A 20,644-nucleotide genomic window follows, 5' to 3' on the forward strand; every position below is an offset into this window, starting at 1 on the left:
CAATAATAAGCTGATGTGCAGGATCTATAGGTGTTTATATGTAATCGTATTTTCTTTATCGATAGTGGTAAATACTTATGCCCAATCGCCGGGTAGCAAGTCTTATATCTCATTCAAATTAAATAAAGGATATTTCCCGCTTGCCGATCAGGGTAAGGTAGCGTCCCTATATGCCGAAGACAGCGATTATGCAGGAATAATGATAGCCGTTAAAAGTCTGCAGGCGGATATTCAAAAAGTTACTTCAAGCTCACCTATTCTTTTAACAAACGATATTGCAGCTACAAAAGCGGTAATAATTATCGGTACACTGGGCAAAAATAAACTGATAGATAAGCTGGTAAGCGAAAGAAAACTGGATGCAAGCAGCATTACCGGTAAATGGGAAGCACATGTAACGCAGGTTATTAATGATCCTTTTCCTGGCGTAAAACAAGCGCTGGTGATAGCCGGTAGTGATAAGCGCGGAACTATTTATGGCGTATATGATCTTTCGGCGCAAATAGGTGTATCGCCATGGTATTGGTGGGCCGATGTGCCTGTGAAACAGCAACCCAATTTGTATGTAATGCCCGGTAAATATACCGATGGGAGTCCGACCGTAAAATACCGTGGCATTTTTATTAATGACGAAGCGCCTGCATTTTCGGGTTGGGCCAAGGAAAAGTTTGGCGGGGTTAACCACCTGCTGTACACCAAAATGTTCGAGCTTATTTTGCGCTTAAAGGGCAACTATTTGTGGCCCGCTATGTGGGGCAATGCTTTTAATGATGATGATAAGCTCGACCCTGTATTGGCTGATGAATATGGCATTGTAATGGGCACTTCGCACCACGAACCTATGGACCGCGCGCAGCAGGAATGGAAACGTTATGGCTCCGGTGCATGGAACTATGAAACCAATGCCGATACCTTACGTGCTTTCTGGAAAAGGGGCATCGAAAACATGGGCACTAAGGAAACCATCGTAACCGTAGGTATGCGCGGTGATGGCGATATGCCGATGACCGAAGGCAGTAATATAGCTCTACTGGAAAAAATAGTTGCCGACCAGCGGAAGATCATAGCCGATGTTACCCATAAGGATGCTTCAGCAACACCGCAAATGTGGGCCCTATACAAGGAGGTGCAGGATTATTATGACAAAGGCATGCGTGTACCCGATGATGTTACCCTGTTGCTGTGTGATGATAATTGGGGCAACATCCGCAAATTGCCAAAGTTGAATGAGCCTGCCCGTAAAGGCGGCTATGGTATTTACTACCATTTTGATTATGTGGGTGATCCGCGTAATTACAAATGGCTCAACACAAATCCTATCAGTAAAACATGGGAACAAATGCATCTGGCTTATGAATACGGCGCTAAACAGGTTTGGGTAGTAAATGTAGGCGACTTGAAACCTATGGAATTCCCGATCAGTTTCTTTTTGGATTATGCCTGGTCGCCCGATAAATGGCCTGCAAGCCGCCTTGATGAATACAAACGCCAGTGGGCGGCGCAGCAATTTGGCAGCAAATATGCCGCAGAGATCGCGGATATTTTAACTGCCTACACCAAGTATAACGGTCGGCGTAAACCCGAACAGCTTGATCAGAATACGTATAGTTTAACTAATTATCGTGAGTTTGAAAACGTAGTGAATGATTACAACAAACTGCGCGATAAAGCTCAACAGTTATATAAAATTATACCACAACAATATAAAGATGCTTATTATCAGTTAGTGCTTCATCCGGTTGAGGCCTGCGCCAATTTAAATGAACTGTATTATGCTGCTGCGAAAAATAAGTTATATGCGCTACAAGGCAGATCGGCTACAAACTTAATAGCTGCTGATGTGAAGGAACTGTTCAAAAAGGACTCGGCCATATCGCATCACTACAACAAAGAAATGGCTAATGGCAAGTGGGACCATATGATGGATCAAACCCATATTGGCTACACCTACTGGCAGGAGCCACGGGTTAATAAAATGCCGGCCGTAAGTACTATCCAAATCCCGGCAGCAGCGCAAATGGGGGTAGCTGTTGAGGGCTCTGAACTATGGTGGCCTCAGGAGCAATCCCAGGCGACTTTGCCGGGCTTTTATCCCGGTTGTGGTGGCCATTATATCGAGGTTTTTAATCGCGGCAGCCAGGCTTTTAATTTTACTGCTACAACAACATCGCCCTATATAACAATCGAACCTAAGAGCAGCAGCGTTACCACGCAGCAGCGTATTTGGGTAAATATTAACTGGGCAAAAATGCCAAAAGGTATTAAATCTGTACCTATAACTATCACTGGTGCTGATAATCGCACAGTTACCATTAACGCGGTTATAAATAATTTACTGCCATTAAATAACATTGGTTTCAATGAAAACAATGGCTATGTAAGTATTGAGGCTGAACACTATACAAAAGCTATTAACTCCAATGGTATTAAATGGCAAAGCATCCCCAATTATGGCCGCACGCTATCGGGTATAATGCCTGCGCCGGTTACAGCAAAATCACAAGTTCCCGCAGGCAATAGTCCGCACCTGGAGTATGTTGTAAATATGATTGATACCGGGTGGGTGAATGTAAAAGCCTATATATCGCCAACGCTTGATTTTACAAATTCAAAAGGCTTGCATTATGCTATTTCTATGGATAATGGGCAGCCTCAGTTGGTTAATATCAATGCTGATGAATCAACGGCTGCCTGGGGTAAAAATGTGAGCGATAATATCAAGATACTGGAAACGAAATTGCACGTTGCCGGCAGCGGAAAACATGTTTTAAAATACTGGATGGTTGACCCTGCAGTTGTATTGCAAAAAATTGTTATTGATGCAGGTGGTGAAAAGCCCAGTTACCTCGGCCCACCTGAAAGTGGGTTCAATCCCGGTAGTACTTCCGCTGTAAAAAAATAAATTCGATGTATTTTAATGCAATCGATAAACTACCGCAATTCTGGCAATTATTTCTTCTGGACTCGCTAAATCGATACTATTTTGTTATTTGTCGATACTATTTTAACTCAAATAATCATAAGCCCATTTTATAAAAAAAAAGCACTTCTGTATTTTTTTTATAAAATAATGCAATCGATTGTTTTTTTAATTATTTGTTTTTACATTTATAAAAGAAATACCAGTTATACCAATTTTTACAGTAAAAGTTTAATACCTCAGTTTATACAAAACGAGGCAAAATGTGTGTTTAAGGCTATCTGTTAACAATAGCTTTTTATTCCGTTTAGCGCACGAGTAATTGAGCATTGAAATTTGCAAAACTTATATTATGAATGAAAGGAGGACGTCTTTGAGATACAACAATTACAAATAGTGTTTTCCGTGCATTACCCCTGGACGATGATTATGTCTGGGGGGAGAGGTTAAGCAATAAAAATTAATGGTGACAACAACAGGTTATTTTACTACAATAAAATAGCCGGGTGGCTGCTTTTGCCTTAATCCGGGACGCATATTTCAAAATTTTTATTACTCATGATGGGCTGGAAGAGAATTTATGTCCTGCATAAATTCAACGTGAGGAAGAAAATTTAACAACCAAAATCAATCTGAAATTAATTAACAATTTAAATTATTATGGGAAAAATTTTACGAACTGTATTACTGTTCATGTCCTTTTTAGTTTGTGCCAGGGTAATGGCGCAAAACCAGGGAACAGTAGTCAAAGGTGTAGTAACGGATGATAAAGGGGTTACCGTCCCAGGCGCTTCCGTTACTGTTAAAGGAACACAAAATGGAACGGTTACCGATATAAATGGTGCTTATACAATCCAGGTTCCGGCACAAGGAAAGATCCTTGTGTTTTCATTTATAGGGATGGAAACAAAAGAAGTGGTTATTGGAAATAAATTGCTGGTAAATGTTTCTCTTATCCCCACCTCTACTGCATTGTCTGATGTAGTTGTTATCGGTTACGGTCAGCAAAAACGGCAGGATGTAAACGGCGCTATTTCGTCTGTTACAGCCAAGGATATCGCGAACATACCGCAGGTAAGTGTCGACCAGATGCTGGAAGGCAAAGCCGCTGGTGTTACCATTCAACAAAATGCAGGTGGCCCGGGTAGCAATACCTCGGTGCATATTCGTGGTATAAGTTCATTAAGCGGTACCAACGAGCCTTTATATGTAATTGACGGTATTGCCATATCAGGCGATGCAAACAATATAAGTACTACAGGTAAATCGGTACAGATCTCACCAAACAATGGTGAGAACGGTGTTAGCCCCCTTACTTTCCTTAACCCGGCTGATATTGAATCAATTGATATATTAAAAGACGCGGCAGCTACCGCAATTTATGGTAGCCGGGGTTCAAACGGTGTAATTATCATCACTACCAAAAGAGGTAAGAGCGGGAGTGGTAAAATTAGTTACAATGGATTTTATGGCACCCAAAACCAGGGCAAAGAGCTTAAAATGATGGATCTTCAGCAATATGCTACTCTTGAAAACCAACTGGCCGATATTATTGGTAACCCAAGGCGTGGTGAATTTGCAAACCCTAGTCTGCTTGGGCAGGGTACTAACTGGCAGGATGCTATTTTCCAGGCAGCTCCAATTCAAAGCCATCAGCTTGCCTTCTCGGGCGCTAACAATGGTACTGATTATTATATTTCAGGTGGATACTTAAAGCAAGACGGAACGGTAATCGGTAATAATTTTGACAGGTATACTTTCCGCGCGACTGTTAATTCACAGGTTAAACCCTGGATGAGTATAGGCGCTACTGTTGCCGGAAGCCGCAGCAATCAGAATACCTCGTTAAGTAACAATACAGGTATTATATATACCGCGTTATTAAGTGCGCCCGATCAGGCTGTATACAATGCTGATGGCTCATTTGCTGGTCCGTCTGCCGGGCAGGTAGGCGCGCAGATAAACCCTGTGGCACAAGCCCTATTAATTACCAATACCTTAGGTCAGGATAATTATAACGCCGATGTATATTCAGATTTGAAATTTACAAAGGATTTAACCTTACGCTCTGAATTTGATGCTGATATCAATTCATCAGTTGCCAAGTACTTTAACCCGGCATATGATTATGACCCTTTGCATGACGTTCCTACGGCAACACTACAAGAGTACCGTACAAACTCAACTTATTGGGATTGGAAGGAATATTTAACTTATCACCATGTATTTGCCCAAAAACATGACCTTACTGTTTTGGGAGCTTATGAGTTAGTAAACTCAGTTTATAACGCTAACGCTGCCAATATATCAAACTTTGTGGCCGGTAACTCCCTACAATCATTGAATTTAGGAAGTGCATCAACCGCAGGTGTTGGCGAGTATGTTGGTAATAACGATATATTGCAATCAGAGTTTGCACGCGCCATTTATACCTATAATAGTAAGTACAGCTTAACTGCCACTATAAGGGCTGACCGTTCATCAAAGTTTGCCCAGGGCCATCAGACCGGTTATTTCCCATCAGCCGCCGTATCGTGGAGATTATCCGACGAGGCATTTATGACTGATATTAAAAAAGTAGCCGATAATCTTAAATTAAGGGTTTCATACGGACAAACCGGTAACCAGAATGTGCCCAGCTATTTATATGGCGCAGTACTTAATGCGGTACCTACAGGTGCAGGGACCGGATTTGCTGTAGGCAATATTGCTAATCCAAACCTGCAATGGGAAACCGCTATACAGGAAGATATCGGCCTTGATTTCGGTTTGTTTAATGACCGTATAACAGGTACAGTTGATGTTTTTAATAAGACCTCTAAAAACTTCCTTTTCCAGGCAACACTTCCGGCATTCTTGTTAGGCGGCGTAGCTGATTATTCAGGTGCGGCAGCAATTAATCCACCTGAAATTAACGGTGGTGGTGTACAAAACAGGGGATTTGAGTTCAGCATTAATAGTAAAAATATTACTAGTAAGGATTTCTCATGGAGCACAACGCTAAACTTTAGCCACTATGCCAACAAAGTTACTGCACTGGCTCCCGGAACGCCTTATATAACAGGGCAAATTACAACCAGCTTCCTAACCTTACCGGTTACACGTACAGTTGTTGGCGGCCCTATCGGTGAATTCTACGGATATAAAGTGGCAGGCATATTTAAAACTGATGAGCAGTTAAAAAATGCGCCAATTCAATTCGGCCAGCCTGTAACAAGTAACCCTGGTGGCACCTGGCTAGGTGATATTCAGTATGTAGATGAAAACCACGATGGGAAAATTGACGCGAGCGACCAGGTTCCTTTAGGTAATCCTAACCCGACGTTTACTTATGGTATCTCTAACACATTTAACTATAAATCATTCGATCTTACTATTTTCCTTAACGGATCATATGGTGCCAAGCTCCTGAACGCGTTAGATTACCAGATTGCCAACCTGGGAAGTGAGTATCAGAACCAACTGGCATCAGTTGCAAATTTCTGGAGCCCAAGTAACCCAACTTCAAATATCCCAAGGCCGGCCGCAGGTGCAAACGCTAACCTAAACATGTCAGACAGGTTTATTGAAAGCGGTTCATACTTAAGGATACAGAATGTAACGCTAGGCTATAACCTGCCAGCCAGATGGGCAAACTATTTAAAAATGAGCAGGCTAAGAGTATATGCAACCGGTCAGAACCTTTACGTGTTCACACCTTATAAAGGACTTGATCCTGAGGTTGGAGCGGCTAATCAGAATGTGTTCCTTACAGGAGTGGACCAGGGAAGATACCCCAGCCCGCGTACAATTTCATTTGGTATAAATGCAGACTTTTAATACAAACAAAAATGAAAATATTTAACAAAATCATATTCGGAACAGTAGTCACAGTAAGTGCTTTGGCTACCGGTTGTAAGAAGGATTATTTCAATCGTCCGCCAAAAAGTTCCGTTACTATAGGTAATTTTTACCAAAACGCCGACCAGGTGAACGCGGCTACCAATGTTTTATACAGTGTGCCATGGTTTGGCTGGAATACGCACGTAGGCTGGTCAATATCTGAGCTTAGCGGCGGCAACGCACGCTCATGGTCGAGCGATATCAGTAACTTCTCGTATTTTACAGTTGCAAATACCGATAGGGTACTTGATGCTGCATGGAACTCATTATATACCGAGGTTGCCCAGGCAAACGCATTAATTAACACGCTGCCTACCGCGGTTCCTGCATCAGTAAGCACAGCTGTAGTTAACAATGCATTGGGTGAGGCCCGTTTGTGGCGCGCTATGGCTTATTTTCACCTGGTGCGCATTTACGGACCAGTGCCGATCATCGAAAATACATCAACCAATATTTCTGATTACCAGGTGCCAAGAAACCCGGTAGCTGATGTTTACAAGTTTATAGTGAATGATTTGCTTTTTGCTGAAGCCAATTGTACCAAAAAAACACGCGGTACTACTTATAGCGCTAACATACATGTTTCAAGTGGTTCTGCATCAGCTATGCTTGCTAAGGTTTACCTGTATATGCAGGATTATACAGACGCAAGGGCCGAAGCTGAAAAGGTTATAAACAGCGGGGAGTTTAAGCTATACGGAGTAGATCTGCCAGGCAAGCAGTTTTCTGATTTGTTTTTAACTGCCAATAATAATAACGAAGAGTCAATCATTGCATTACAATGGGCAGGCGGTGCTGCTGTTAACAATAATACCTACGGTTATGGTAACTCGTTCCAGGCATCGGCGGCTGTAAACAGCCAGATAACAGGTACAGGTGATGGTTATGGTGAAGTAGGGCCAACTTATGATCTTCAGGACGAATATGATCCTGCCGATCTTCGCCGCAAACCTACTTATATGATAGCCGGCGACCATTATCCTGAAATTGACCAGGCAGCGGGCGGTTATACATTTCCGTCAGGTTTGCAAGTACAGGGAACCTATGCAGGTGTTAAAAAATACGTTGTTGGTACACCTGCGGATAATGGCGGTGTAGGTGCAGCGCAATCGGCTGCGAATAATACCTATATGCTGCGCTATGCTGATATGTTTTTGATAGATGCTGAAGCAATTATGGCTGGAGCTACAACAAGTTCAGATCCTGCAGCTTTAAGTGCGATAAATAAGATCAGGACAAGGGCCGGTTTAGCACCGTTAACCGAAATAAGGAGGTTTTATACCGTGGCTAATCCCAATTATGCAGCATATGGGCCAACCCCTAATGCCAGTGTGCCCAAAAATATTATCAAGGATGATATAATTGACGAGCGCAGAAGAGAATTCGCTTTTGAGGACGATTATTTTTATGACCTGATGCGTGCGGATGGCTTTAATAACACAGCGCATGCAATGGGACTTAAATTAATGACACAGCAAGACAGGGGAACCGCAGGTGGCACACCGATAGTAAGATATGGCAACCAATACCTGTCGGTAACTGCCAGCCAGCTACAGTTTCAAATACCTGCAGTTGAGCTTGCGGCTGATCCTAAGTTAAGTGATGCTCCGGTTCCTTATGTTTTTAAATAATAACTTAAATAAAAATTGAGATGAAAAAGAACTATAAGCTATTATATGTGATGCTCTCTTTACTGCTGGTTTATACATTTTCCTGTAAGAAAAATGATATGGGCGGCACCGGGGCACCAACCATTACAAGAGTGCGTACCACCACAAAAACTGATACTACCACCGGTGTAGTAAAAAGGATCACCCTTGACTCAAGTATCACAACAACTACCACCACTTTGGTTGGGTACGATTCAACGGTAACATCGGGTCACCTGGGTAACCAGTATGCCATTATCGGTACAAACTTTTTAACTACAAAAACGGTAACTCTTAATGGTGTTGGTGTGTATTTTAACCCGGGATTGTTAACTGATCACAGCATCATTATAACCATCCCATCGTTAACATCTACTGCTACGCAGGTGCCCTTTGGCCCCGATCAAACAAATAAACTGGTAGTTACTACTAAATATGGTACTGCAACTTTTACCTTCCCAATAGTACAACCCGCACCGGTAATTACCAGCTTTGCGCCACAGGTAGCAAACCCGGGTGATGTAGTTACCATAACCGGTCAGGTATTTAATGGCGCTACATCCGTTACGTTTGATAAGATACCTGCTAAAATAATAGGCACACCTACAGCTACGCAGATACAAGTACAGGTTCCGCAGGGTGTTACTTCAAATTTAATATATGTAACTACACCGGGCGGTACAGCTGTATCAACTACTACGTTCGGGTTTAAATATGTTGTTTATACCGAGTCGCTGGCAACAGGTTGGGGCGGCCAGGGAAGTGGGGGTTATGATGGTTACAACAGTACCCGTGTATACAATGACCAAACACACCCTGAGGCAGGCAGCTACGATATAGCAACTACCTTTACCAACTCATACGGTGCCCTGCAATTGGGCTATGGCGGTGCAACACCTATTAATGTAAGCACACTTGGTTTAACCTCCATTAAGTTTTCGGTATATGGCGGTGCCGGGTATACTGGTACACAAAAACTACAGGTAGTTATTAACGGGGCCTACAGCACCGCGGTTGTTGTTAGCTTTACAGCCGGTGCTTATACGGACATTATTATTCCGCTAAGCCAGTTGGGTAAGCCATCAACTATTACCGAGATCGTGCTCCAGAATTACGGAGTAGCTCCTCCATGTACCATATACGTGGATAACCTTGGTTTTATTTAACATAAACCAATTTTTGATAAGCAAAACGCTGCTGTGAGGGCAGCGTTTTTGCTTTCATTGAATTAACAAATGTGGGTAGCGGATCAAAATTCCGGCTAATAATATCTATCAAAAATGAAAAATAGTTTTTTAAGGCAGGTTACTGTGATGTTTTTAGTAACGGCTGTAACGCTTGCTGCATCTTGTAAAAAAGATAGTGTAGATAACAATAATACCACTTCAACAAATACCAGTGGCACTAAAACAACAGGTACTTCGCCCGATACTATCGGAACGCTGATCGGCTCTGCTACTGCGGCCGCCGACTTTCCGAATATTGGCTTTGCAGTACAATACAACACCATGTCAACAAACGCGGCTTATGTATCGGTAGTAAAAAGAGAAGCTAATTATGTAACCTTTGGTAACGAATTGAAATATGGTTCTATCGTACAAAATGACGGCACCTTTAATTATACCACCGCCGACGCGCTTTATGCTATTTGTGCAAACAACGGATTAAGTGTATTTGGCCATAATTTATGCTGGTACTCACAGCAAAATGCCACCTATTTAAACGGATTGATCACCGGCCTGAATCAACAAACCGGAACGCCAACCAACCTGATGCAATACGGCGATTTTGAAGCCGGAACAGGCTCAACCTTTACCGGGTGGAACAATATTGTTGGAGGCACTGCGGTAGGTTCCTTCAACGCTGTTACGGATGATAATGACGGCGGTTCGAGAGCTATGCAGGCTACAGTCACTACACCGGGCGCAAATGCCTATGATATGCAGTCCATCGGCACAACATTTACCGTTACGCCTAATAAGGCTTATAAGGTTACGGTATCTATTAAATCTGCCGCGGCAGGTACGGTCAGGCTGGTTATGCAAAACACAGTTTACCAGCAGGATGATGTAGCCACCACACCCGGATGGGCAACGTACACCTGGAACTTGACGATCACGGAAGCATCGCCGATATTAAGGTTTAATTTCCCGGCAGCGGGTGTTTATGTTATTGATAATATAACAGTAACAGACCCTAACAGCGGAACAATAATTAAACCAACACCAACTCAGGTGGCAACAGTTATTGATACCGCGCTGCATAAATTTATCAACACAACTGTTACCCGTTATAAAGGAAAAATAAAAGCCTGGGATGTGGTAAATGAACCGATGTCCGACGGGACGGGCGCGTTGCGTGATGCCAGCAATTATACCATACCCGCGGCCAACGTGAGTAACCAATTTTTATGGTCCGAATATTTAGGTAGAAATTTCGGACTTAAAGCATTTCAATACGCCAAAGCCGCTGATCCGAATGCGCTGCTATTTATCAATGAATACAATCTGGAGTATAATTACAAGCTCGATTCCCTGATAGCCTACACGCAGGAACTGATTGGAAAAGGTGCAAAGATTGATGGCATCGGTACGCAAATGCACATTAACCTGCAAACGTCGCAGGCCAGTATTGATAATGAATTGATCAAGCTTGCCCAAACAGGATTGATGGTCCGGATTTCGGAGCTGGATGTAGCGCTTAATGCTGCCAAATCAAGCACGTTTACACCTACTGCGGCAATGCTTACCGCGCAGGCGGCATTGTATAAGTATGTTGTTCAATCGTACCTGAAAAATGTTCCCAAAGCACAACGCTTTGGTATCACTATCTGGGGTTTAACCGATAATGAAAGCTGGATAAACATCCCGGCCGCACCGGATGCCCCGCTGTTGTTTAACCAAAATTTCACCAAGAAACCCACTTACTATAGCTTTTTATTGGGTTTGAAAGGGATGTAGTTTTGAGTGTTAGTCTTGAGTCGTAAGTCGATTTTTGTTTGAAAAAATATCCGTATGCATTCCCTCCTTGGGGAGGGGTGCGGCTGGGTGTGAGATGGCAGGGAGGGGTTTATGCGTCAGTAAATAGCAGAAACCCCTCCCTCCACCCTCCCATGGGAGGGAATCGCACATTCCCTATGCTTTTAAATCTTCCCGGAATTTTTTTTGTTCCAAAGACCTGTCTGACTTTAGACTAAAGACTCGAGACTAAAACTCAAAACTACTTCATAAACTTATCGGCCCACGTTATAAAGTACTTAACATTTGGCGCGTCGGTATGGCCGCTGTCATGTTGCCGCCAGGCTAATTCGCCATCAAGCAGGCCCGTATTTACCGGGGGCATTTTCTCCGTTTTATAATCGTTTGAAACACCGATATCCTTGGCGTCGAGCAGCTTAAAAACAGCACCTGCCGCAACAGTAGCCATGTAGCTGCCTTGCTGATCCAACCATTGGGCATCGCCTTGCGCAGGTAACCCGTAACTTATAAAAGTTAATCGTGGCGCGCATAAAGCGATAAGTTCATGCGCATCTACGGACAGGTCATTAGCCGTTTTACTGCCGAATACTGCATCTGAGGCCCCGTACTTCATGAAATTTCCTGCCATCCAATAATATTCACCTCCTGTAAGACTTTCAACCGCTTCGCCAAAATTGCGGCGATGCAGTTTGGCCCCACCTTCGCCTGATGAGCCGATCAATCCCATATAAAAACGCTGCTCAAAGGCCAGCGTAACCAATGCCGCCTTACCATAACGCGATACGCCTTCAATACCCACATGCTTAGCATCTACCGCAGGTTCGGTTTCCAAATAATCAAGCGCCCTCGCTGCTCCCCACGACCACGCCCGCAATGCGCCCCAGTCTTCGGGTTTGCGGGGCTGGCCTTTATTTACTAACCCGATAATTCCCTTTGTTAAACCTTCGGCATTATAAGCTTGTATGGATGCAGGATCGATCAGTACATAGCCCCAGCCATTTGCTATCAGCTGCATTGCCGTAGGTGGATCGCCTTTTATAACCGGGAAACCACCCGGGCCAAATGGCGATTGTTCAGCAATAGGCTGGTAGGCTGGATATTTCTGAAATATGTCTTTTAATTCAGGGTGATCTTTTATTATAAGTTCCTTAACCGCATCATTTATTTTCTCCAGCTCGGCAGGCGAAGGCTGTGCAGGGGCGGGCAAAGCACTACGGCCAAACATGATGAGCACTGGCACCGGGCCTTTGGCATTGGCGGGTAACACCAGGGTCATATCAATATTTACATTAATAAACGGGCAGGCGGTATTATCTACATGGCCTATGAGTTGTTTGGCTATAACCGGGTAAAAGCCCACGCGCTCGATATCGGTAACCTTAATCGTCCATGTTACTTTAGGCACATTTGCCGGGATGCGACCGTAAACCTCGCGCTCCATATCTTCCACAATTTCAGGCCGGCGCTGTTTCCACCATACCTCGGGGGTTGTAACCTTTTTTCCGTTCTTTAATGTAAGTGCATCAGGGAGGTTGGGATAAGGGTTAGCTAGCGCTTCATCATAATTGGCGTGGTTCGGCGCGGTTGGGTCGCCGCTTGGGCCGGGGCGGAGGGTTTTAATGCCCAGCTGCTGCATCATGTTCTGGTGGTCCTGCTCGGCAGTGAAATTAACCGGCGGCGTGTTTTGCGCGTTTGCCGCTATTGAAATTACAAGCAGGCCGAAAAATATACTACTCTTCATAAGAGGCTATTAGTTAAAGTATATAGGTTATCTGGTTAAAAAAGCTATGCCGGGGGGCTTGCGTTTAAATTAATTAAAACCATCACGCATCTCTCTAAATAGAAATTTGCAATACAGGCAATCGATTGCTTGTATTTATAGCATAAATATATTATTCCTCCTGATAGTATGTTATAGTATTATATATTGATATTTAGCTGTTTACCAATTACATAAAACACCGTCCATCTCTTTTGTTGGTGAACATTATATGTCACTGTGTTTAGCCTAACTTTTACTCCAATAAGGAATATGGCTTGAATATTATAACTAGCAGCTATTTTGTTATATACTATAATAATTATTAAGTAATAATAAGAAAAATACTGCAATCGATTGCAGTTGTAAATTTAATTTTTATATTTGTTTTACCAATTGTAACAACTTATTTACAGTTCTGTCATTATTTATTTTTCTTAAAAAAATAATAAAGTGCATAGTCCTCAACCTATATCAAACGAAAACGTAATCCGGTTATGGCATAATTTCAGGATGGGGGATGAATGCTCCTATACCAGCTTAATGGAAATTTTTACCAACCCAATGTTCAGGTATGGGAGCAGGTTTGCCGATAGTGATGATTTTGTAAAAGACTGTATCCAGGATGTGTTTTTTGAATTGTGGAACCGCAGGGAAAGGATCAGGCAGGCTGAATGCGTAAAGGCATATTTGTTTAAGGCACTCCGTATGCGCATCTTCCGCGAAAAGTCGAAGTGGAAATTGACCGAGGTTCTTGAAGAAAACTATAAATTTATAATTGAGTTTGATGTTGAGGTAAACATTATACAACAAGAATTATCAGAGGAGATCTGTTTAAAGCTCAAAAAAATACTGGAAAGCCTCCCAAAGCGCCAGAAGGAAATATTGTACCTGCGGTTTTATGAAGGCATGACCCAGGAAAAAATAGCGGAAGTGATGAATATCAATCGTCAGTCTGTTTATAATCTTTTGCACGAATCTATCTTATGTTTAAGAAAATACTGGTTAAAAAGCCCGGTTTATTACTGCCTGTAGTAAAGCCTCCTTATCCTTCACATCCCCACAAAAAATAAATTAAATTTTTTCAGTAGATTTTAATGTTTTCGGAATATATCAGGTAATAGACCAAATCTTTTCTTACCTGAATTGTATGCCTGATAATAATTATTGTAAAGTCGACGATTTTTTGTTAGACGATAGCTTTGTAGAGTGGGTTTTGGGAGGTACTCCCGAACTGAACAGCTATTGGGATAATTTTCTGTCAACAAAACCTGAATGCGAGGAAAACTTTAGTCAGGCCCGGAGCATTATCTTATCCTTAAAAATTAAGCCTGTAAAAGAGCTATCCCAGCAGCAAGTTGATGAGCTGATAGCGGGGGTTATAGCCAGGCAGCAGGCCGCACAGAGTGCCAAAATTGTAGCGCTGCCACAAAGAAAACCAAAAAGAGATATCCGTTTCAGGTACGCTGCTGTAATAGCCATGTTTATTTCGCTATGCTGGCTTGGGTATAATGCCCATAAAACTAAGAAACATGTAAATGCCCCAGTTGCATTTGTGCAGACTTATCACCAGGTTACAAATAATGGATCGGCGCCAATGCTGGTTAAGCTGCCCGATAACAGCACTATAATTTTAAAACCTAATGCCCAATTGCGTTATCCAAACACCTTTACCGGCAATAAGCGCGAAGTTTATTTAAATGGCGAAGCCTTTTTTGAGGTAAGTAAAAATAAGGCGAAACCATTTTTTGTGTATTCAAACGAATTAACGGTTCGCGTGGTTGGAACCAGCTTTGTAGTTAAAGCTGATAAAGCCGACAAGCAATTTAAAATTATAGTGAGCACCGGCAGGGTGGAGGTATTCACTTCAGTTAAAAAAGGCGATGCTGCCAGCAATAAACAGGCTATTGTATTAACACCAAATCAGCAGGGGATATTATACCGCAATGAGGAGCGTCTGGAAAAAGCCAACCTCAAAAAGCCGTTACTACTTTCAAAGGAATCAACAAGCTTACATTTCAATTTTGTAGGCACACCATTTTCCAAAGTGATCTCCACGCTTGACGAGGCATACGGGGTAAATATTATTTACAATGAAAAAGTAATGGCCAATTGCCAGTTAACAGCTTCATTGATTGATCAGCCTTTGGATGAACGGCTCAAACTTATTTGTAAGGCTGTTGAGGCTGATTATAAAATTATTGACGGCCAGATTATTATAGATGGTAAAGGCTGTAATTAATAGATTAATTAACTAAACCTTAAGCATATGTAAAAAAGATACTCAAAAAGAAATCGGCAGTGCTGTAACACTGCCGATAAGTCGGTTTCTTCCTGTGATCTAGATCTCGAAACTCTATACAGGAAGGCTTTTGTCGAATTTTTAATAAATCCAGCTAACCAATCAAATTTATGAAAAAAAATCATTTATTCACCACCATTATGCGCATAACGGTTATAAACATTGCTCTAAGCTTAACCTTAATTGGTGCGGCTATGGCAAGTAATACGGTTGCTCAGGTGTTAGATCGTAAACTAACCATTAGTGTGAAGGATAAAGAAATGTGCAAAGTTTTGGCTACCATTGAAAAGGAAGCCAATATCACCTTTGTTTATAGTCCTGTACTCATACAATCCAATAACAAAGTTACCGCATCCTTTAAAAACGAAGCGCTCTCAACAGTACTTTCAAAGCTGCTAACAGCCCAGAATATAAAGTACGAGGTATCGGGCAATGCTATCGTTTTAAACAGGATTATACGCCCTGCTGATAAGGCGGACGATGAACAATCTGTTCAAAATTCCCCGCCTCAGGCAATACTCATCAGGGGTAATGTTACCAACGAAGCCGGTACTATTTTACCGGGTGTAAGCGTAGCTATAAAAGGCAGCAGCGCCGCTGTAGCCACCAATAGCAAAGGCGACTTTTTAATTAGTGTGCCCGATGATAACGCAGTACTTATTTTCAGATACGTGGGTTTTGTAACACAGGAAATTGCCGTTAAGGGGCTTACTACCATTAATGTTAAACTTAAGGATGATACACGCGGCCTAAATGAAGTTGTGGTTGTTGGTTACGGCTCGCAACGCCGGGCTGATGTAACAGGCGCAATTTCGTCAGTAAGTGGCAGTACGCTAACATCATTGCCAACAGCCGGTATTGATGAAGCTTTACAGGGCCGCGTTGCCGGTTTAAGTGTCACCAATAATGGCTCTCCGGGCACTGCACCGCTGGTGGTTATCCGGGGTATCAGCTCAATTACATTCGGGTCCGATCCATTGTATGTAGTGGATGGTTTTCCTTTAAACGGAGGCCTAACCAGTTTCGATGCCAGGGATGTAGAAAATGTACAGGTACTGAAGGACGCCAGTGCTGCTGCCATATACGGTTCAAGGGCAACAAACGGTGTTATATTGATCACTACTAAAAAAGGGTCAAGGAACGGAAAAATTAGTATGAGCCTTAACTCCTATATAGGCGTTCAGAATCCTGCAAAATACATGGATTTGCTGAATACTAACCAATATGTACAGTATGCCACAGCTCTTGATGGTGCCGGTAGTTTGCCGCCACGCTTTTCGCCGGCAAACTTTAATGCGCCTGTATATGCAGGAGCCGCGCAAACCTATGCGCAAACCAATACCGATTGGCAGCGTGCCTATTTTAAAACCAATGCTTTGCTAACATCAACTAATTTTTCATTAAGTGGTGGTAATGATGTATCCAGGTTTTACAGTTCGGCTGGTTGGTTTAAGCAGGATGGTATTGCCCAGGGTTTAAGTTACCAAAGGCTGAATTACCGTATCAACTCTGATCATATTGTAAACAAGTTTCTTACCGTTGGCGAAAACTTGTACATAGCAGGTTCAGTACAGCATTATGACCCTACCCAGGGTAATCGTACTCCACTTACCAACGTAATACGCATGCCGCCTTATATCCCGCTGCATGATCCGACAAAACAAGGCGGTTACCAGGGTCCAATAAGCAGTTTTGACGGATCTGACCCTACCAACCCCGTTGAATATGCTCTGATAGGTTCAAATACTATAAATACAACAGATATATTGGGAACCTTATATGCTGAATTTAACTTTACTTCATGGCTGAAATTCAGGTCGACCTTTGGCGGTAATTACATTGTAGGCCTGCAAAATAATTATACACCAATCTTTAATGATGGTGGTACTTTAAATGCTTCGGCTGCTTCAATAGCTTACCAAAGGCAAACGGTTTTCAATAAACTATTTACTGAGCAGCTGTCATTTGATAAAACATATGGCCTGCACCACATAACAGCCCTTGGTGTTTTTGAATCGCAGGGAGCGCACTTTATTACCGATAATGAGTCGGGCAACCAGGCGCTTAACTCGGTGAATACCTTGCAAGGGGCCAGTAACATTGCTGCCAATAATATTAATGAGGACAATTTATTGCAATCATTAGTAGGCCGTGTTACTTATGACTATGCCGATAAATACATGTTAAGTGCCTCTATCCGCCGTGATGGCTTATCTATCTGGTCGCCGGGGCATAAATTTGCCAGCTTTCCCGCAGTTTCAGCAGGCTGGAACATCGCCCATGAGGACTTCATGAAAACCAATAAGGTTATTTCTGATCTTAAATTAAGGGCTGGTTATGGTATTACAGGTAATAACCCTAACTCATTAGGTAATTACCCTTATCTGTCACCTGTACAGCTCGATAACGCGTTTTATGATATTGGTAATGGAAGTATTGGTAACCCCAATTCATCCTATACAAGTGGGTTAACCAACCCTTTGCTAAACTGGGAAAAAACCAAACAGCTTAACATTGGCCTCGATCTGGGTTTCCTGAATAATAAATTTACGGTAGTCACCGAGTTTTATAAAAGAAAAACAGATAACCTTATCCTGAATGTGCCTACACCGCCAAGTCAGGGTTTCCAGGGCAGCGGATCATTGCAAAATATAGCTTCAATGCAAAACGTTGGTCTTGAGCTTCAATTAGGGTATCACAAAACAAACGGCGATTTCAGATATGATGTTACCGGTTTGTTGAGCGTGGTGCGTAACAAGGTATTGCACCTGCAAACAGCATCAGCTTCTATTCCCTCAGGCAGCGATCCCGACTTTGGCGGTGGGGATGCCTTCACCAACACTACAGCCGGCCAGTCTATCCAGTATTTTTATGGATGGATAGCGCAAGGTATCTTCCAGTCGCAGGCACAAATTGACGCGTTAAATGCTAAGGCGGTGGCTAAACATGGTGCAGGCTCAGTTTACCAGCCAAATGCTGCTCCCGGCGATATCATGTTTAAGGATGTCAACGGCGATGGTATAGTTGATGCTAATGACCGTACCAACCTGGGCAGCTTTATGCCTTCGTATACCTACTCTGTAAATTATAGCGCTACTTATAAAAGTTTCGACTGTACTATATTCTTCCAGGGAGTTGAGGGTAATAAGGTATTAAACGCCTTGCGCATAATTGAAGAGGGTATGCCAAGGTTATTCAACTCTGATACACAGGTGTTAAACGCCTGGACACCATCCAACACCAACACTGATATTCCACGCACAATTAATGGTGATCCAAACCGTAACGGCAGGCTTTCATCACGTTGGATTGAGGACGGTTCATACCTGAGGTTGAAGAATGTGATCTTCGGTTACACCCTGCCGGCAGGCGTATTCGGTACACCGGCAACAGCGGTTATTAAGCGTTTAAGGTTATATGTATCCGGTCAAAACCTCATCACTTTTACAGGTTACAAAGGGTATGATCCTGAGATCGGTTCAAAGAATGGCACCTTAACTAATGGCGTCGATTTCGGACAATATCCATCGGCCCGTACATTTCAATTTGGTATACAAGCAGGTTTTTAAGCAAAAAATATAAATAAAAAGAAACTATATGAAAAAGTTTAAAATTTATTTGGGATTGGTTACAGCAGCCATTTTAGCTGTTGTAATTACGGTTTCCTGTAACAAGTCACTTAATACCGTTAATCCAAATGTTGTAACAACCAGCAATTACTTTACTACATCCAGTCAGTTAGTTGAGGCTGTAAATGCAGCTTACGGAGCATGGCGCGGATCGAACCTTGTTGGGCGTGAGTGGTTCTTTTTACATGATTTACGGAGCGATGATGTAGCTACAGGCGGCAGCCAGTTGGAAGCAGCAAGACATCAGATATTATTGGGTGTGGTTGACCCATCTAACCCAATAATGAATGCGAACTGGAACAGTTTGTATACCGTTATCCACAGGGCAAACACTGTTTTGGATAATGCGCCGAATATAAAGGATAACCCAACACTGGTAGCCAGAACAGTTGGCGAAGCTGAATTTTTACGCGGATGGGCCTACTTTGACCTGGCAAGCCAGTGGGGCAGTGTTCCTATTTACACATCAACTGTAAAATCGCCGTCTGATTATAAGCCTAAATCGCCGATAGCAGATGTTTTTGCACAGGCCGTGAGTGATTTAAAGGCCGCCGCGGCAGTATTGCCAGGTAAATCAGGTACTGATCTGGGGCGTGCAACTGCATCCGCCGCTAATGCTATGCTTGGGCGTGTATTAATGCAAACCGGCGACTATGCAGGCGCTAAAGCGGCGTTGCTAAAAATACCGACAACAGGTGCCGACGGTTACCAGCTTACCGACCGTTACCTGGATAATTTTGAAGAAGAAACCGAATTTTGCAAAGAATCGATCTTCGAAATTATTTATGTTGATAAAGGCGACAACAATTTTAACTGGGGCAGCGCCACAGGCGATGGCCCAAGTGCCGATCAAACTACGGTGCGCAACCAGGAATACAACCCCATTGGTTGGAGAAACCTTATCCCATCAGATAAAGTGCTGAATGAGTTTGAGAGCACTGCAACGGGGGCTACTAAAACAGATCCTCGCTATTCCTACAGCTTTTATCAAACAGGGGATACCTTTGATAACGGTACCGCCACATTGGTTGATGCCGACCAGAACGGAAATTCATCTACCGTAAACGGGAAAACAATAAAGGTTGGTTTCCGGAAATTCCAGTTGATTTATAAGGAAGACAGGGCTACTGCAGCTTTTCACCCGGGTAGCAATAACCAGCGTATTTTGCGTTATGCCGAAGTTTTATTAAACCTTGCAGAGTGTGAAAACGAACTGGGAAATACCGCTGCTGCCGTTGCCTACTTAAACCAGGTAAGGGCAAGAGCAAGTGTTGCCATGCCTCCTTATCCTACAACTCAGTTCCCGGTAAGTACTAAAGCGGATGTTGTGAAAGCGATTATGCACGAAAAAACAGCTGAAATGACTGATGAAGAGGTAAGAAATGTTGATATCATACGCTGGCGGGCAAAAGGCTATTTCGCCACCGAGCCACTGTCATGGTATTCGCCTGATAAACTGTACCTGCCTATTCCGCAATCAGAAATAGATAACAATCCTAAACTATAAAACAAACAATCCAACCAA

10 protein-coding genes are annotated in these 20,644 nt (G+C 42.8%); 9 read left to right on the forward strand and 1 reads right to left on the reverse strand.

Annotation, left to right across the window (positions count from 1 at the left end; translation table 11 throughout):
- Positions 1–13 precede the first annotated feature (13 nt).
- The 5 genes from BLU33_RS02790 to BLU33_RS02815 all read left to right on the forward strand — a co-directional run bounded on the left by BLU33_RS02790 (position 14) and on the right by BLU33_RS02815 (position 11,411).
- Positions 14–2,902: a glycosyl hydrolase 115 family protein gene (locus BLU33_RS02790; RefSeq protein ID WP_091368941.1), complete on the forward strand. Its 2,889-nt coding sequence runs from the start codon at positions 14–16 to the stop codon at positions 2,900–2,902.
- Between the two features lie 678 nt (positions 2,903–3,580).
- Positions 3,581–6,739 carry a SusC/RagA family TonB-linked outer membrane protein gene (locus BLU33_RS02800; RefSeq protein WP_091368948.1) on the forward strand — a complete coding sequence of 1,053 codons (3,159 nt, stop codon included), beginning with the start codon at positions 3,581–3,583 and terminating at the stop codon, positions 6,737–6,739.
- Positions 6,740–6,750: 11 nt separating this feature from the next.
- Positions 6,751–8,433: a RagB/SusD family nutrient uptake outer membrane protein gene (locus BLU33_RS02805; RefSeq protein WP_091368951.1), complete on the forward strand. Its 1,683-nt coding sequence runs from the start codon at positions 6,751–6,753 to the stop codon at positions 8,431–8,433.
- A 20-nt stretch (positions 8,434–8,453) separates the two neighbouring features.
- On the forward strand, positions 8,454–9,617 hold the full coding sequence (locus BLU33_RS02810) for an IPT/TIG domain-containing protein (RefSeq protein ID WP_091368953.1): 1,164 nt from the start codon (positions 8,454–8,456) through the stop codon (positions 9,615–9,617).
- A 114-nt stretch (positions 9,618–9,731) separates the two neighbouring features.
- On the forward strand, positions 9,732–11,411 hold the full coding sequence (locus BLU33_RS02815) for an endo-1,4-beta-xylanase (protein WP_091368956.1): 1,680 nt from the start codon (positions 9,732–9,734) through the stop codon (positions 11,409–11,411).
- A 259-nt stretch (positions 11,412–11,670) separates the two neighbouring features.
- Here BLU33_RS02815 and BLU33_RS02820 read toward each other — a convergent pair whose 3' ends face one another.
- On the reverse strand, positions 11,671–13,170 hold the full coding sequence (locus BLU33_RS02820; protein WP_091368960.1) for a glucuronyl esterase domain-containing protein: 1,500 nt from the start codon (positions 13,168–13,170) through the stop codon (positions 11,671–11,673).
- A gap of 471 nt (positions 13,171–13,641) precedes the next feature.
- Here BLU33_RS02820 and BLU33_RS02825 point away from each other — a divergent pair, with 471 nt between their 5' ends.
- The 4 genes from BLU33_RS02825 to BLU33_RS02840 all read left to right on the forward strand — a co-directional run bounded on the left by BLU33_RS02825 (position 13,642) and on the right by BLU33_RS02840 (position 20,626).
- Positions 13,642–14,223 (forward strand): RNA polymerase sigma factor, encoded by a 582-nt coding sequence (locus tag BLU33_RS02825; protein ID WP_157682027.1) that lies wholly within the window; start codon positions 13,642–13,644, stop codon positions 14,221–14,223.
- A gap of 115 nt (positions 14,224–14,338) precedes the next feature.
- Positions 14,339–15,430, forward strand: a complete 1,092-nt coding sequence (locus tag BLU33_RS02830; protein WP_091368967.1) for a FecR family protein — start codon at positions 14,339–14,341, stop codon at positions 15,428–15,430.
- 170 nt (positions 15,431–15,600) lie between these two features.
- On the forward strand, positions 15,601–19,059 hold the full coding sequence (locus BLU33_RS02835; RefSeq protein ID WP_157682028.1) for a TonB-dependent receptor: 3,459 nt from the start codon (positions 15,601–15,603) through the stop codon (positions 19,057–19,059).
- 28 nt (positions 19,060–19,087) lie between these two features.
- On the forward strand, positions 19,088–20,626 hold the full coding sequence (locus tag BLU33_RS02840) for a RagB/SusD family nutrient uptake outer membrane protein (protein WP_091368970.1): 1,539 nt from the start codon (positions 19,088–19,090) through the stop codon (positions 20,624–20,626).
- The last annotated feature ends 18 nt before the right edge of the window (positions 20,627–20,644 follow it).

Source organism: Mucilaginibacter mallensis (assembly GCF_900105165.1).
Classification (GTDB): Bacteria; Bacteroidota; Bacteroidia; order Sphingobacteriales; family Sphingobacteriaceae; genus Mucilaginibacter; species Mucilaginibacter mallensis.